Source organism: Kitasatospora sp. NPDC088346 (assembly GCF_044740765.1).
Lineage (GTDB): Bacteria > Actinomycetota > Actinomycetes > Streptomycetales > Streptomycetaceae > Kitasatospora.
Window position 1 is genome coordinate 86144 of sequence record NZ_JBIURH010000017.1, and the last position, 15148, is coordinate 101291.

The following is a 15148-nucleotide window of genomic DNA, read 5'->3' on the forward strand; positions in this document are numbered from 1 at the left end:
TGCCCGCCGGGGCGACCCACCGTCCGTCCGGGCGCCGCCGGAGCGCCCGTCGAGGGGGCCACCCGATCGCGCACCGGGGCCCGCTGGGCCGGCGGCCGCCCGCCCGCTTGGCTGGCTCAGCCGCTCAGCCGCTCAGCCGCTCAGCCCTGGACGGCCAGGACGAGCGGCAGGACCGCTCCGGCCCCGGCCTGCCGCAGCAGCCTGGCCGCCACCGTGACCGTCCAGCCGGAGTCCACCAGGTCGTCCACCAGCAGCACCGGCCCGGGAGCCTCGGCGAGCGCGGCGCGCAGTGCGGGCGGCGCCACCAGGGTGCCCGACAGGGAGTGCAGCCGTTGCGCGCTGTTGCTGCGCGGCCCGTGCGGCGGCTCCCCGGTTGCGTACTCGATCCGGCCGAGCAACGGCAGCCGTCCGACCGAGGCCAGCCGCTCGCCGAGGCTGCCGATCAGGGTGGGCCTGGTGGCCGAGGCCATGGTGACCACACCCACCGGCCGGGCGGGCCGGGTGCCGTCGGCCGCGGGCGGACCGGCCCAGCCGCCCGGGCCGCGCGCCCAGTCGGCCAGGACACTGACCATGGCGTCCAGCACCTCGGCGGGCACCGGGGCGTCCGGAGCCTGGTCGGCGAGCAGTGCCCGCAGCCGGTTGCCCCAGCCGATGTCGGAGAGCCGCCCCAGGGCCCGGCCGGTCTCGGCCTGCTCGCCGGCCGGGATCCGGCCCTTGAGTGAGACCCCGATGGCTTCCATGCCCGTCGGCCACTGCCGCCGAGGCTCGAACGAGACGCCGGGACGGCCCAGTGCCGCGCGGGCCGCGGCGAGCGACTCCTCGGACACTCCGGCGCCGTGGCGCGGTCCGGCGCAGTTGTCGCAGCGGCCGCACGGGACCGCGTCCGGGTCGTCCAGCTGGCGACGGAGGAACTCCATCCGGCACCCTGCCGTCGTTGCGTACTCGCGCATCGCGCGCTGCTCGGCCTCCCGGGACTCGGCGACCTTGGCGTAGCGGGCGGCGTCGTAGGCCCAGGGCTCGCCGGTCGACGTCCACCCGCCCCGGACCCGGCGCACCGCGCCGTCCACGTCCAGCACCTTCAGCATGGTCTCCAGACGGGCCCGCCGGAGGTCGACCCGGGGCTCCAGCGCGGCGGTGGACAGCGGCCGGCCGGCCTCGGCGAGCGCGTCCAGCGTCCGTCGCACCTGCTCCTCGGGCGGGAAACCGAGCGAGGCGAAGTACCGCCAGATCGCCTCGTCCTCCCGGCCCGGCAGCAGTAGGACCTCGGCCCGGTCGACGCCGCGGCCGGCCCGGCCCACCTGCTGGTAGTACGCGATGGGGGAGCCGGGCGAGCCCAGGTGCACGACGAAGCCGAGGTCCGGCTTGTCGAAGCCCATCCCGAGGGCAGAGGTGGCGACCAGGGCCTTCACCCGGTTGGCGAGCAGGTCTGCCTCCGCGCTGCGGCGGTCGGCGTCCTCCGTCCGTCCGGAGTAGGAGGCCACGGGGTAGCCACGCTCGCCCAGGAACGCGGTGATCTCCTCGGCGGCGGCCACCGTGAGGGTGTAGATGATGCCTGACCCGGGGAGCTCGGCCAGGTGCTCGGCGAGCCAGGCCAGCCGGTGGGCCGGGTCGGGCAGGGCCAGCACGGCGAGGCTCAGGCTCTCCCGGTCCAGTGGGCCGCGGAGGACCAGGGCACGCTCGTCGGTGCCGCCGGTGCCGAGTTGCTCGGCGACGTCGGTGGTGACCCGGGCGTTGGCGGTGGCGGTGGTGGCCAGGACGGGCACGCCGGGCGGCAGCTCGGCCAGCATCGTGCGCAGCCGGCGGTAGTCCGGGCGGAAGTCGTGGCCCCAGTCGGAGATGCAGTGGGCCTCGTCGACCACCAGGAGGCCGGTGGAGGCGGCGAGTTTCGGGAGCACCTGGTCGCGGAAGTCCGGGTTGTTGAGGCGCTCCGGGCTGACCAGCAGAACGTCGACGGCACCCGCGGCCACCTCGGCCTGGATGCCGTCCCACTCCTCGGGGTTGGCGGAGTTGATGGTGCGGGCGTGGATCCCGGCGCGGGCGGCGGAGTCCACCTGGTTCCGCATCAGGGCCAGCAGCGGGGAGACGATCACCGTCGGGCCGGAGCCGCGGGCGCGGAGCAGCGCGGTGGCGATGAAGTAGACGGCCGACTTGCCCCAACCGGTGCGCTGCACGACCAGCGCGCGCCGCCCGTCGACGACCAGGGCCTCGATGGCCGACCACTGGTCCTCCCGCAGGACCGCGGAGGGGCCGGCCAGCTCGCGCAGCACCGTCTCGGCCCGCAGCCGGACGGCAGCGCGGTCGGGGGTGTCGGTGGGGTGGTTCGGAGTCGGCTGGTCCATGCCTCAATCAATACAGCGTGCGGCGGACAATCACGAATGACGACGGGCGGGATGTGGGTGCGGCCACCCAGGGCGGTCTGCCGCCGAGGCATCTGATGGATCGACAGAATAGTGTGCAGAACAGGGTGTTGGTCCCCCGAACGAGGGACAAAATGCTGGACCCCCCGATTTATCCACAGGAAATCAGGGATTTCCGCCGGCCGGGCGCTGCTGCGGCAGGCTTCGCGTCATGAACGACGAACGCGGTGAAGCGATTCCCGGTCCCCTGCCCGGTCCTCTGCCCGGTCCTCTGCCCGGCCCGCTGCCCGGCCCCGGGCCCGAACCGGTGCCCATCCCCGTCCCCGGCCCGCTGACCGGCATCGGGCCCGGTCCGCACCCCGGGCAACTGCCGGTCAGGATGCGCGGGCCGGCCGACATGGCCGAGATGCTTCCGTACCTGCTCGGCTTCTTCCCCGACGACAGCATCGTCGTCGTCGGGCTGCAGGGTCCGGACCTGCAGCAGGGAGGGGTCATCCGGGTGGACATCCCCGACGACCCGGCCGTCTGGCCGAGGGTCGCCGGAGATGCCGCACGGCTCCTGGTCGAGCTCTCCGAGCAGCGCTACGAGCGGCCGGCCCAGGTACTGATCTACCTCTGCAGGGATCCTGCCCCGGGCGCCGGCCCGGCCCGGCGTGTCCTGGTCGACCTCGGACCGCTCTCAGCCGCGCTGTCCGAGGCCTTCGGTCGAGACGGCGTCGGGGTCAAGGAGTCGCTGTGCGTCTCCGGCGGCAGCTGGTGGTCCTTCCTGTGCACCGGTGCCGACTGCTGCGACCCGGGCGGTACCCCGATCCGGTCGGCGGAGGGTCCCGGCCCGCTGGCCGCGGCGGCCACCTTCGCCGGGCTCGCGCCGCGCGGGAGTCGGAAGACGATCGTGGCGGGCCTCTCCCCGGTCGGACCGCCCGAGGCCCGGACGGTGCGGGAGGCGCTCGAGCAGGCGGGGGCGCCCTTCATCCGCGAGCTGGCCGGGCCCGGCGGCCGGGCCGCGGCGGTCGACCGGACGGCCCGGATGCTCGCCGGCGCAGTCACCGAGTTCCGTGCCGGGGCCGGCGCGATCGACGCCGACCGGACGGCCCGACTGCTGATCGGTTTGCAGGACAAGCTCGGGCGCGATCGCGCCGCCGAGTACAGCGAGCCGGACGAGCTGGTCGCCGCGCAGCGGCTCTGGCGCTATCTCGCGCAGCGCTGCGTGCCCCCGTTCGAACACCTTGCCCCGCCACCGATGACCCTGCTGGCGTGGACGGCCTGGCTCGCCGGGGACACCGCGACCGCCCGGATCGTGCTCGCGCGGGCCCTCGACATCGATCCGGGCTACACCCTGGCCCAACTGCTCCACGAGTCGATCAACGGCGGCCTGCTGCCCGACCTCCTCCTGGAGAGCGTCCGCCGGGAACGGGCCGGGCGGGCCACCCCACCGTCCCGGCCCCGACCGGCGGCCGCTCCGGACACCGGCTCCGAACGTCCTCGACCGGCCCGGCCCCGCGGCGCCGATCTCCGTGGCGCGGGCCTCGACGACGGTGCCGACACCGAGCCGGGCACGTCGGGTGCGCCGGGTACGAGCGGTGCTGCCGGCCCCGGTGGGCCCACCCCGGCCCCGGAGCAGGCCGCCGACGGTCCGGGCCCGGAGCCCACGGAGGGAGGGCCACCCGCGCCGGCCGCCGAGCGCCCACGCGGACGCCCCTCCCGGCGCCGGCTGCGCCTGCCGGTGCAGCGCCGCCACCGGGACCACACGGTGGGTGGTTGAGATGCCCCGGCGGCCGGTCCGGCACCGGGCTGTGCGAGGGCATCCCCTCCGGCGTCGCGCGGTGCGGCTACAGCTCGCCGCGCGCCATCCGGATCAGTCGGTCGAGCACCGCGCCACCGCTCACCCGCAGCCCGTCGTGCTCCCACTCGTTGGTCACCCAGGTCCGTACGTTGCCCACCGCCCGCGCCGTGGCCAGCGAGTCCGCGGTGTCGACGTACATGTCGTCGTGGTAGACCGCGGCGAACACCGGCACCTCGTTGGCCGCCAGCCGACCGAGGTCGTACAGGTCGGGCCAGTCCGTGCGCTCGGCGAGCAGTTGCGCCGTCTCGTTCAGAGGCCGCAGCGCCGGGTCGGTCTCGAACATCCAGGGGTAGATCATCTCCCCGGTGAACAGCACCGGGGCGTCCGAGGCCAGCGCCTGCGCCGCGTCGAACTCGGGGAACTCCTTGCGAACGCGCTCCGCGGCCCAGCCCGTGCCGCCGGGGTCCACCGAGCGCTGGCCGTAGATCGACTCGTGCAGCACCGCGTAGAGCGGCCCGGTGGCGAAGGACACCTGGGCCTGCACACCGGCCAGGAAGGTGTCGGAGAGCTCGGGCCCGTCCGCGCCCTCCACCCAGGCCTCCTCCAGCAGGTAGTGCAGGCTGTGCGAGCCGCCACCGCCGCCGAGCAGCAGACCGAGTGCCTGGAACGCCTGGACGGTCAGCAGGCCGCCGTCCGGCAGTTCGGCCGGCCGCAGGGTGAGGTGCGCCGCGATCCGACGGACCGTCTCGGCGTCCTGCGGGTAGCGGCGGTAGTGCGCCGCGTTCTTCTCCGCGACCCGCGGGTACGCGGCGCGGTAGACGTCGTCGGCCGAGGTCCGCAGGCCGGCCAGGCCGCCGGTCACGAAGGCCTCGCGCAGGCCGTGCGGCGCGAGCGAGAGGTAGGTCAGGGCGCAGAATCCGCCGAAGCTCTGCCCGAGCAGGCTCCACCTCCCCTCCTCCCCGAGCAGCAGGCGCCGGATGAGCTCGGCGTCCCGGACGATCGAGTCGGCGCGGAAGTGTGCGAGGTAGTCGGCCTGCCGGCGGGCGTCGCCGCGGCGTGCCAGTGTCTGGCGCCCGGCGGGGGTGGAGCGGCCGGTGCCGCGCTGGTCGAGCAGCAGCACCCGGTAGCCGTCCAGTGCCCGGGCCAGCCAGCCCTCCCGGCCGTGGGGCCGCCCGGCCTTCCCGCCGGGGCCGCCCTGGAGGAACAGCAGCCACGGCAGGTCCTCGTGCTCGCGACCTGCGGCCACCACCTCGCGGGCGTACACCGCGATCCGCTCGCCCTCGGGCCGCTGGTGGTCGAGCGGCACCCGGAAGACGTGATCGGTGGTGACGATTCCGGGCAGCCGGCTGGTGGTGGACATGCAACTCCTCGGTCCGTGCTGGTCACAGGGTTGGTTCGGCTGCCTCCGCCGGGGTCTCCGGTGCGGGCGCCGTCGCCCACGCACCGTATCCTGGCGGCGCACACGGGTTGCCGCGGCCGGGTCACGGCCGGAGGCGCCCGGAGCCGCGTGATTCCGGGCAAGGACGCCGGGTGCCACCGGCGGTCGGGTGGGGTCCGAGGTGCGCGCGGCGGCCGGGCAGAGGGACACCGGACCGGCGTGACCTGGGGCAGGTGCGGTGCGTTCACTCTGCGGGATGCCACCGGAGTCGAGCAGCCGCCGACACTCCGCCCGCCGCAAGGCGGAGGCGGAGCCGAGGCCCGAGAGCCCGCCGCCGTCGCAGGCGGCACGGACCGTGCCGGGAGCTGTACTCTCCGGGACGGCCGCGGCTCGACGGCCGGATCCGGCACCGGTACAGCCGCAGGAGCGACAGGGCAGTACCGATCGCGAGCCGACGTGGCTCGGGGCCGGGAGACGACGAGAACGAGCAGACCGGTCGAGCAAGGGGAGGAGAGCCCGGTGACCAGCATGAGGCCGGCAGAGGCAGGACCACAGGTCGGGCCGAGCGCGGCACCACCCGCGGCGCCGGCCGCCCGGCCGCACCAGCAGCCCCGGGCGACACCTCCTCCGCCGGGCGCCGGTCCCACGGGCCCCGGTCCGGCCGGTAACCCGCCACCCCCCTACCCGCCGCCGGCCAGCCACCAGGCACCCCCGCCGCCCACCGGCCCGTCGCGGCCCCGGCCCGACCACCCGGCCGCGGCCCCGCCCCGCCAGCCGGGCCCGCCGCCCAGGCCCCAGCAGGTCTCCACCCACGACTCCGTCCTGTGCGTCAACGCACCCGCGATGGCCTCCTCGGGCGTCGACGGGCAGCTCCGCGGCCACGGTCTGCACGGGTTCTACCGGGCAGGCGTCCGCACCCTCGCCCGGATGGAGGTCCGGCTCGGCGGGATGGAGCCGATGCCGCTGCAGGGCACGCTCACCTCGGCCGCCGCCGCCCGTTTCCTCGGCGCGCTCCGCCTCCCCGGCGATCCCGATCCCGACCCGGCGCTGACGGTGGAACGGCTGCGGCACGCCGACGGGACGGAGAGCATCACCGTCCGCAACACCGGCGCCCGGCCGGCCCGCCTCCCGCTGGAGATCACCCTCGGCACGGACCTCGGCCTGCTCACCGACGTCGCGGCCGGCCGGCGTTCGGCCGACCTTCCGGGTCAGGTGCAGTCCGCGGGCCTGCGCTGGGCGGGCCACGGCCGCAGCGCGACGGTGTCCGCCCAGCCTTCCCCGCACGCCGTCCTGGCCGGGGCCGGCGTGCTCCGCTGGGATCTGGAGGTCCAGGCCGGGGCACGCTGGTCGGTCGAACTGCGCGCGGAGCTGGAGTCCGGCCCGGCGGTGGTGCGCCCGCCGACCGGGCGCGGACCGGGCGTGCCCCTGCCCTGGGCCGAACCGGAAGTGCGCAGTGACGACGCCCGCGCGGTGCAACTGGTCGCACGCTCCCTGGACACCCTGGGCGGCCTGCTGATCGCCGACCCGGACCGGCCGACGGACCTGTACGCGGCCTCCGGTGCGCCGTGGCGATTCGGCATGACCCCGGCGGACGCGATCTGGGCCGCCCGGCTGACCCTGCCACTGGGCACCCGCCTGGCGGCGGGCACCCTGCGGGCCCTCGCCAGGCGCCAGCACCTGGGCGGGCCTCCCGGGCCAACCGGGCCCGGCAGTCCGCCCGGCCCGCCGACGGGCGCCGCGACGCCCCCGGTCACCGCGGCCGGACCCGACGGCGCCACCCCCGGCAGCCCGGTGGAAGCAGGCCCGGGCGGCCGTCCGGACGGGCTGATCCCCGGCCCGCTCCGCCACGCAGGCCCCGAGCTGCCGCCCACCTGCATGGCCACTGAGGCCACCCTGCTGTTCGTCACCCTGCTGGCCGAGGCCTGGCGGTGGGGCCTGCCGTCCCAGGAGGTGGCCGAGCTGCTGCCTGCCGCGGAGCGGGCCCTCGGCGCGCTGCGCGGCGCCCTCGGGGACGGCGTGGACGGCCCCGAGGGGTTCGTCACGGACCTGGGCCGTACCGCGGAGGACCGGACGGCCCGCCCGGCTGCCGCGAGGTGCGAGGTGCAGGCCCAGGCCCACCGGGCCGCCCTGCACGGCGCCGACCTGCTCGCCGCGTTCGGCCGCCCCGGCGCCGAGGAGTGGCGGGCCTGGGCGGCCCGGCTGCGGGAACGATTCCGGGAGCAGTTCTGGATCGACGACCTGTCAGGGGGGCGCCCGGCCGCGGCCCTGCTCGCCGGCGGCCGGACGATGCCCGCGGTCGCCGCCTCCTTCGTCCACCTGCTGGACCGCGGCCTGGCCGGGGAGGGCGAGCTTCATGAAGGCCTGCTCGACCGTGAGCAGACCCGCGTGCTGGCCCAGCGGCTGGCCGCCCCGGAGATGGACGCCGGTTGGGGGCTGCGTACGCTGAGCGCCAAGTCCCCCCGGTTCAACCCGCTCGGGCACCGCAGCGGCGCGGTCCGCGTCCACGAGACGGTGCTCGCGGTGTCCGGACTCGCGGAGGCGGGCTTCGAGCGCGAGGCCGGAGTCCTCCTGGAAGGGCTGCTGGACGCCGCCCGCCGCTTCGAGGGCAGGCTTCCCGAGATGTACGCCGGAGAGCAGCGGGTGGCCGACTGCCCGCCCGCGCCGCACCCGGCGGCATGCCGCCCGGCCGCGGTCGCCGCCGCTGCCGCCGTGCACCTCGTGCTCTCTCTCGCCGGCGTCCGCCCCGACGTCCCGGCCGGCCGGGTGGCGGTCCGACCGGCCAGCACCGCGCCGTTGGGGATGCTCCAGCTCACCGGCCTCCGGGTGGCGAACGAGCCCTTCTCGGTCCGGGTGAGCCGGATCGGCGTCGCCGTGGTGGAGGAGGCGTCGAAGGACCTCCAGCTGGGAGCCGGCTGACCCGGAGGCGCACCACCTGGGCGGGCGCCCGCATCCGAGCGGCGGCGCTCTGTGCTTATCGTCAGAGAGACGACTATCATCGTCGCCATGTCGCGTTATGACCCGTCGGCCTTCCCCCCGTTCGCAGTCACAGTCGACCTGGTGGTGCTGACGGTTCGCGAGCACGCGCTCTGCGCACTGCTGGTGAAACGAGGTGAGGCGCCCTTCCAGGGCTACTGGGCGCTGCCCGGCGGCTTCGTGCGCCCCGACGAGGGGTTGGCCGAGGCCGCCTCCCGCGAGCTGGCCGAGGAGACCGGCCTGCGGGCCTCCTCCTCACCCGGCCAGGCGTCGGCCGGCGCGCACCTGGAGCAGCTGGCGACCTACGGCCACCCCCAGCGCGACCCGCGGATGCGGGTGGTCAGTGTCGCCCACCTCGTGCTGGCACCGGACCTGCCCACCCCGCGCCCCGGCGGCGACGCCAGCGGCGCACGGTGGGCGCCGGTCGGCGAACTGCTCGGCCACACACCGACCGACGGCGTCCCGCTGGCCTTCGACCACGGGCAGATCCTGGCCGACGGTGTCGAGCGGGCCCGCTCCAAGATCGAATACTCCTCGCTGGCCACCGCGTTCTGCCCGCCGGAGTTCACCGTGGGCGAGCTCCGCCGGGTCTACGAGGCGGTCTGGGGCGTCACCCTCGACCCGCGGAACTTCCACCGCAAGGTGACCGGCACCCCGGGTTTCCTGCTGCCCTCGGGAGGCACCACGACCCGTCAGGGCGGCCGCCCGGCACAGCTCTTCACCGCCGGCGGCGCCACCGTCCTCAACCCGCCGATGCTCCGCCCGGACGCCTGACCGCCACCCGGGCGGACGGGTGCCGCCCTCCGGGCGGACCGCCGGTCCCCTGATCGAGTGAGCTGCCGGGCCACGCCGTCCCCCACGCATCCGTAATGCCCGAATTCGACGCGATCGCGTCCTAGTGTGCTCGCGCAGGCACACGGGGACACCCCCTGTGCCTCGCAGACCCGGTCGGACGAGGACATGGGAGCACGCAGCGATGATCCAGACCACCGGCTTGACCAAGGTCTACCGGCGCGGACGCCCACCCGCCCTGCTCGACCTCACCTTCGACGCCCGGCCCGGTGCCGTCACCGCGCTGCTCGGGGCCGCCGACTCCGGCAAGACCACCGCGCTCCGGCTGATGGTGGAGCTCGAACGCGGCCAGGGCGTCGCCCTCTTCGGCGGCCGCACCTACCGCACGCTGCGCCGGCCGGAGCGCGAGGTGGGGGTCCTGTTCGCGGGCGGTGGCCCGGGCGAGGCCCGGCAGTTCCCGCCGGTGGGGCACCCAGGGCGGCGGGCTCACAGCCACCTGCTGATGCTTGCCGCCGCGGTCGGGGTCCCGGCCCGCCGGGCGGACGAACTGCTGGAACAGACCCGGCTGGCGACCGTCGCGGACCAGCGGCTGCGCTCCTTCTCGCCCGGGATGAACCGGCGGCTCGCGCTGGCCGGCGCACTCCTCGGCAGCCCCGGCACGCTGGTGCTCGACGCCCCCACCGAGGGCCTTTCCCCGCGCGGCGTGGAGTGGTTCCACTCCTTCTTCCGCTCCTTCGCCGTGGCGGGCGGGACGGTCCTCGCCACCACCCGCAGCCCGGAGGAGGCCGCGGCGCTGGCCGACCGGGTGATCACCCTGGACCAGGGGCGGTTGGTGGCCGACCAGCCGGTGACCGAGTTCCGCCGGACCAGGCTGGGCTGCGAGACCGCCGTTCGCGGCCCTCAGATCGCCCGGCTCGCGGATCTGCTGGTCAATCAGGGCGCCGAGGTGCGTCCGGACGGCACCGCCGGCATCGCGGTGAGCGGCATCGGCCGCACCGAGATCGGCGAACTCGCCTACCGGCACGGCATTCTGCTGCACGAGCTGGCCGACCGCGTGGCCGAGCAGCCCGTCCCGCGCCCGACCCTGCCGACCGTCTCCGGGCGCTCGGGACAGGTCCAGCTCCAGGCGCAGGCGGAGGACCAGCAGCGCGCCAGGCGCCACGCCCGGCCGACCGGCGAGACCGAGACGCCGTCGTCAATGCCAATGCCAATGCCAATGCCGTCGGTCCACCCCTCGGCCCCCGCCCCGCGCGAGCCCCTGTCCGAGCCGGGCCACCCCGACCTGATCCCGGTCTCGCTGTCGTCGGCGGCACCCGCCGCGGCCGACCACACGGACCGGCCGCACCTCAGCGACCGCCCCCTCCACGCCGACCGGCCGCACCACGCGGACCGGCACCAGCCGGCGGACCACCGCGACCGCGCGAGCCTCGCCGACCCCCTTGAGCGGCTGGACCACTTCGACGCGTTCGAGAGCCTGGCGCACTTCGACCGCCCGGGCCGCCAGTCCCGCACAGAGCACCCGGACCCCATCACCCCCGTGGTCCCCATCAGCCCCATCAGCCCCATCACCCCCGTCGTGCCCCTCGCACCCACCCCTCCGGCCCCTCCCGCCGCCCCGACAGGCCACACCGGCCACACCGGCCACCCGAGTCACCCCGCCGCCCGCCCGTCCGCCGGGCCCGACCAGCTGAGTGAGTGACCGTGCGCGTACTTGCCTACGAGGTGCGCCGACTGCGCAGCCTCCGCTCGACCTGGTTGATCGTGGCCGCCGTCGTGGCCTGCAACACGGCGACCGCAGCGGTGCTCACCCTTCGGCTGCCCGACGGCCCGCTCGCCGCCCGGGACGCCGTCCGTGCCGTCACCGCCCTGGTCCCGTTCCTGCCGCTGTCCTTCGCCGCGCTCGGCGCGGGCGTGCTGGGCGCGCTCTCGTACGGTCATGAGGTGCGCCACCCGGGGCTGCCGGCGTCGCGGGTGACGCTCGGGCGGCGGCTCGCGCTGGTGGCGGCCAAGCTCGTCGTGCTGGTCCCCGTCGCGTTGCTGCTGGCGGTCGTCACGCTGACGCTGGACGCGCTGGTGGTCGGGCTCGCGCTGCCGCCGGGGGTGACGGTCCCGGTGCTGGCGGACCCAGCGCTGTTGCGTCCCGAGCACTTCGCCGCCGCGCCGCCGGCCGCGCTGGTGCAGGCGTTGCCGGCCTTCGCCGCGCTGGTCCTGCTCAGCGGCTGGGCCGGGCTGCTGATCGCCTCGGTGGTGCGGAGTGCCGCCGCCGGCGTGCTGCTGCTGGCGGCGCTGCCCGTGCTGCTGACACCGGCCGTGGGCCTGGCGCTGCGTCAGTACGGTGGTGGCTGGCCGGTGTGGGCCCGTGAGCTGATGCCCTTCCGGTACGGGCTGGAGCAGTTGGACGGAGTGGACCTCGGGGCCGGCCTCGGCGGCGTCCTCCACCTGGGTGCGCCCGCCGGGCTGCCGTCGGCGGGTGCGGCCGGGTTGCTGGTCGCGCTCGCGGTGCCGGCGGCCGCGCTGGTGCTGGCGGGTGTGCTGGTGCAGATCCGCCGACGCGCCCTGTGATCACCGGGCAGTCGCCGCCGCGCGGTGACTGCCTGTCAGGGATCGTTCAGATCGCCAGTCCGAAATGGTGACTTCTGCCTGATAAGAAGTCAATTATCCGGTCACGGGCGATCACCCTTTCGTGTGCTTTTCACGAGAATCCTCAAGGCGGACCCCCCGATCGCCGACAAAGGACGTGTGAGTACCCTTGCGCACCCCACCATGACCGCAGCCCGCCCGGCCGACGCGATCGGCCCCGGCGAGCTGGACCGTTTCCCCTACGCAGACCGGCCGACCCCGCCCGCCCCGCGCTGGGAGGGCGCCGAGTCGGACCTTTCCAGGGTCGGCCGCAAGACCACCAGCAGCCGCGGCCGGGGCCTGCACGGCCAACTGGTGCAGCAGCTCGGCCAGATGATCGTCTCCGGTGACCTCGGTGCGGACCGCCCGCTGGTCCCGGAGGAGATCGGCCAGCGCTTCGAGGTCTCCCGCACCGTCGTCCGCGAGTCGCTGCGCGTGCTGGAGGCCAAGGGCCTGGTCAGCGCCCGCCCCAACGTCGGCACCAGGGTCCGCCCGGTCGGCGACTGGAACCTGCTGGACCCGGACATCATCGAGTGGCGCGCCTTCGGCCCGCAGCGCGACGAGCAGCGCCGCGAGCTGTTCGAGCTGCGCTGGGCGATCGAGCCGCTGGCCGCCCGGCTGGCCGCCGGGCACGGCCGGGAGGACGTCCAGCACCGGCTGGTCGAGCTGACCGAGATCATGGGCCACGCGGGCGCCCAGGGCGACGTGGTCAGCTACGCCCGCGCCGACGCGGAGCTGCACGGGCTGATCCTGCAGATGGCCGGCAACCGCATGCTGGAGCACCTCTCGGGCATCGTCGGCTGTGCCCTCCAGGTGTCCGGCGGCCCCACCACCACCTGTGACCGCCCCTGCGACCCCTCGCTGAGCCTGCACGTCCGGCTGGTGGACGCGCTCGGCACCGGGGACGGGACGGCGGCGGAGGCCGCCATCCGCGCGTTGCTCACCGTCCACCCGGCGGAGGTCGAGCCGTCCGTCCCGGCTCCCCGCGAGCACTGACGGGGACGACGGACTCCGCGGGAGACCGCACCAGGCCCTTCAGCTGCCCGACCGGGCGGCCGAAGGGCCGTCGCCGTTCCCGTGGCCGTTCCCGTGGCCGTTCCCGGGGCCTTCCCGGGGCGGCCCCGGCCCCGCCGCGCGCAGTACCCGCGCAAGGGTGCCGGCGAGGGCTCCCGGGGCCTCCTGTGCCGCCTGTGGGCCACCTCCGGCCCCGTTCGGGCCCCCGGGCCGCTCGAACGGCCCTCCGGATACCCCCGAACAGCCCCTGGTGATCCGCCGCGCCGCGATGTGACGGGCGCCACGAAGAGCATGCGTAACACTTGAGGGGCGGCAGCGATGTGTACGGAGCGGAAGCAGCTCCGGAACAACACGGGCATGTCAGAATGCTGTGTTGGTCTGCGGCGCTGCTGCCGTTCTCAAGACCCAGTCCACGTCCCCACCCCCGAGTCGTCGGATCCGTCACCGCGCGCTGTCGTGTCGGTACGGGAGTCCGCCGTCCCGGGCAGCCGGGCCGGGGTTCTAGTCCACTCATCGTCCGAGAGGTTGTTCGTGTCGGCCAGCACATCCCGTTCGCTCCCCCCCGAGATTGCCGAGTCCGCGGCTCTGCTCGCGCTCATCGAGCGGGGCAAGGCCCAGGGGCAGATCGCCGGTGACGACGTGCGCCATGCGTTCGAGGCGGACCAGATCCCGGTCACCAAGTGGAAGAACGTCATGCGCAGCCTCAACCAGGTGCTGATTGAGGAGGGGGTGGATCTGATGGTCAGCGCCGCCGAGCCGGCAGGCGCCAAGCGCAAGAGCGTCGCGGCCAAGAGCACCACCAAGCGCACGGCGACCAAGGCGGTCACCACCCGGACGCCGTCCGCCCCCACCAAGCCCCCGGTGCGGATCGCGCCGTCCGCGACCCCGTCCGCCGCGGCGGTCGCCGCTGCCGCGGCCGCCGAGGTCACCGTCGTCGAGACGGTCACGGAGATCGGCGCCACCGCGAAGAAGGCCGCCCCCGCCCCGGCCAAGAAGGCCGTGGCGAAGAAGGCGGCCGCTCCCGCCAAGAAGACCGCCGCCAAGAAGACCACCACGGCCAAGGCCGCGGGCAAGGGCGGTGACGAGGCGCTCACCGGCGACGAGGAGCTGCTCGTCGAGGAGGTCGCGCTGCCGGCCGACAAGGCCGAGGCGGAGCCCGAGGAGGAGTCGGAGGGCTTCGTCCTCTCCGACGACGACGAGGACGACGCGCCGGCCCAGCAGGTCGCCGTCGCCGGTGCCACCGCGGACCCGGTCAAGGACTACCTCAAGCAGATCGGCAAGGTCCCGCTGCTCAATGCCGAGCAGGAGGTCGAGCTCGCCAAGCGCATCGAGGCCGGCCTGTTCGCCGAGGACAAGCTCAGCGCCGCCGACAAGCTCGCGCCGAAGCTGAAGCGCGAGCTGGAGATCATCGCCGAGGACGGCCGCCGGGCCAAGAACCACCTGCTGGAGGCCAACCTCCGCCTGGTGGTCTCGCTGGCCAAGCGCTACACCGGCCGCGGCATGCTCTTCCTGGACCTGATCCAGGAGGGCAACCTGGGCCTGATCCGTGCGGTCGAGAAGTTCGACTACACCAAGGGCTACAAGTTCTCCACCTACGCGACCTGGTGGATCCGGCAGGCGATCACCCGCGCCATGGCGGACCAGGCCCGCACCATCCGCATCCCGGTGCACATGGTCGAGGTCATCAACAAGCTGGCTCGCGTCCAGCGCCAGATGCTCCAGGACCTGGGCCGCGAGCCCACCCCGGAGGAGCTGGCCAAGGAACTCGACATGACCCCCGAGAAGGTCATCGAGGTCCAGAAGTACGGCCGCGAGCCGATCTCTCTGCACACCCCGCTCGGCGAGGACGGCGACAGCGAGTTCGGTGACCTGATCGAGGACTCCGAGGCGGTCGTCCCGGCCGACGCGGTCTCCTTCACCCTGCTCCAGGAGCAGCTGCACTCCGTGCTGGACACGCTCAGCGAGCGTGAGGCGGGCGTCGTCTCGATGCGCTTCGGCCTGACGGACGGTCAGCCGAAGACGCTCGACGAGATCGGCAAGGTGTACGGGGTCACCCGTGAGCGCATCCGCCAGATCGAGTCGAAGACCATGTCCAAGCTGCGTCACCCGTCCCGTTCCCAGGTGCTGCGCGACTACCTGGACTAAGCGGCCCGGGCCCCGCGCCCTACCGAGGAGCCCGGCACACCCCTGATCGAGGGGCGTGCCGGGCTCCTCGGCGTCCGCATGCTCGGC

9 protein-coding genes are annotated in these 15148 nt (G+C 75.0%); 7 read left to right on the forward strand and 2 right to left on the reverse strand.

What is annotated here, in order from left to right; genetic code table 11:
* Positions 1 to 140: 140 nt before the first annotated feature.
* Entirely contained in the window at positions 141 to 2339 is a 2199-nt protein-coding gene (locus ACIOFR_RS22395; RefSeq protein ID WP_400999916.1) for a DEAD/DEAH box helicase, read from the reverse strand.
* A 325-nt stretch (positions 2340 to 2664) separates the two neighbouring features.
* Here ACIOFR_RS22395 and ACIOFR_RS22400 point away from each other — a divergent pair, with 325 nt between their 5' ends.
* Positions 2665 to 4119, forward strand: a complete 1455-nt coding sequence (locus tag ACIOFR_RS22400; protein WP_400999918.1) for a DUF4192 family protein — start codon at positions 2665 to 2667, stop codon at positions 4117 to 4119.
* Between the two features lie 67 nt (positions 4120 to 4186).
* On the opposite strand, the gene ACIOFR_RS22405 is transcribed toward ACIOFR_RS22400, so the two are convergent.
* Positions 4187 to 5500: an alpha/beta fold hydrolase gene (locus ACIOFR_RS22405; RefSeq protein WP_400999920.1), complete on the reverse strand. Its 1314-nt coding sequence runs from the start codon at positions 5498 to 5500 to the stop codon at positions 4187 to 4189.
* Positions 5501 to 6361: 861 nt separating this feature from the next.
* On the opposite strand from ACIOFR_RS22405, the gene ACIOFR_RS22410 reads away from it, so the two are divergent.
* From ACIOFR_RS22410 to ACIOFR_RS22435, 6 genes are all read left to right on the forward strand, one after another.
* The gene (locus ACIOFR_RS22410; RefSeq protein ID WP_400999922.1) at positions 6362 to 8434 is read left to right on the forward strand and encodes a glycogen debranching N-terminal domain-containing protein; all 2073 of its coding nucleotides are present in this window, start codon (positions 6362 to 6364) and stop codon (positions 8432 to 8434) included.
* Positions 8435 to 8521: 87 nt separating this feature from the next.
* A complete protein-coding gene (locus ACIOFR_RS22415; RefSeq protein WP_400999924.1) occupies positions 8522 to 9265 on the forward strand; it encodes an NUDIX domain-containing protein in 744 nt (247 codons plus the stop codon).
* Positions 9266 to 9467: 202 nt separating this feature from the next.
* Complete coding sequence (locus ACIOFR_RS22420) at positions 9468 to 10982, forward strand: ATP-binding cassette domain-containing protein (RefSeq protein WP_400999926.1); 1515 nt, start codon at positions 9468 to 9470, stop codon at positions 10980 to 10982.
* Between the two features lie 2 nt (positions 10983 to 10984).
* Entirely contained in the window at positions 10985 to 11845 is an 861-nt protein-coding gene (locus ACIOFR_RS22425; RefSeq protein WP_400999928.1) for a hypothetical protein, read from the forward strand.
* Positions 11846 to 12022: 177 nt separating this feature from the next.
* On the forward strand, positions 12023 to 12898 hold the full coding sequence (locus ACIOFR_RS22430; RefSeq protein ID WP_400999930.1) for a FadR/GntR family transcriptional regulator: 876 nt from the start codon (positions 12023 to 12025) through the stop codon (positions 12896 to 12898).
* Positions 12899 to 13441: 543 nt separating this feature from the next.
* The gene (locus ACIOFR_RS22435; protein ID WP_400999932.1) at positions 13442 to 15061 is read left to right on the forward strand and encodes an RNA polymerase sigma factor; all 1620 of its coding nucleotides are present in this window, start codon (positions 13442 to 13444) and stop codon (positions 15059 to 15061) included.
* Positions 15062 to 15148 lie beyond the last annotated feature (87 nt).

Coding starts and splice junctions, on each gene's coding strand:
- ACIOFR_RS22405 (WP_400999920.1), bottom strand. CDS start 5,500: ATGTCCACCACCAGCCGGCTGCCCGGAATCGTCACCACCGATCACGTC.
- ACIOFR_RS22415 (WP_400999924.1), top strand. CDS start 8,522: ATGTCGCGTTATGACCCGTCGGCCTTCCCCCCGTTCGCAGTCACAGTC.
- ACIOFR_RS22395 (WP_400999916.1), bottom strand. CDS start 2,339: ATGGACCAGCCGACTCCGAACCACCCCACCGACACCCCCGACCGCGCT.
- ACIOFR_RS22420 (WP_400999926.1), top strand. CDS start 9,468: ATGATCCAGACCACCGGCTTGACCAAGGTCTACCGGCGCGGACGCCCA.
- ACIOFR_RS22410 (WP_400999922.1), top strand. CDS start 6,362: ATGGCCTCCTCGGGCGTCGACGGGCAGCTCCGCGGCCACGGTCTGCAC.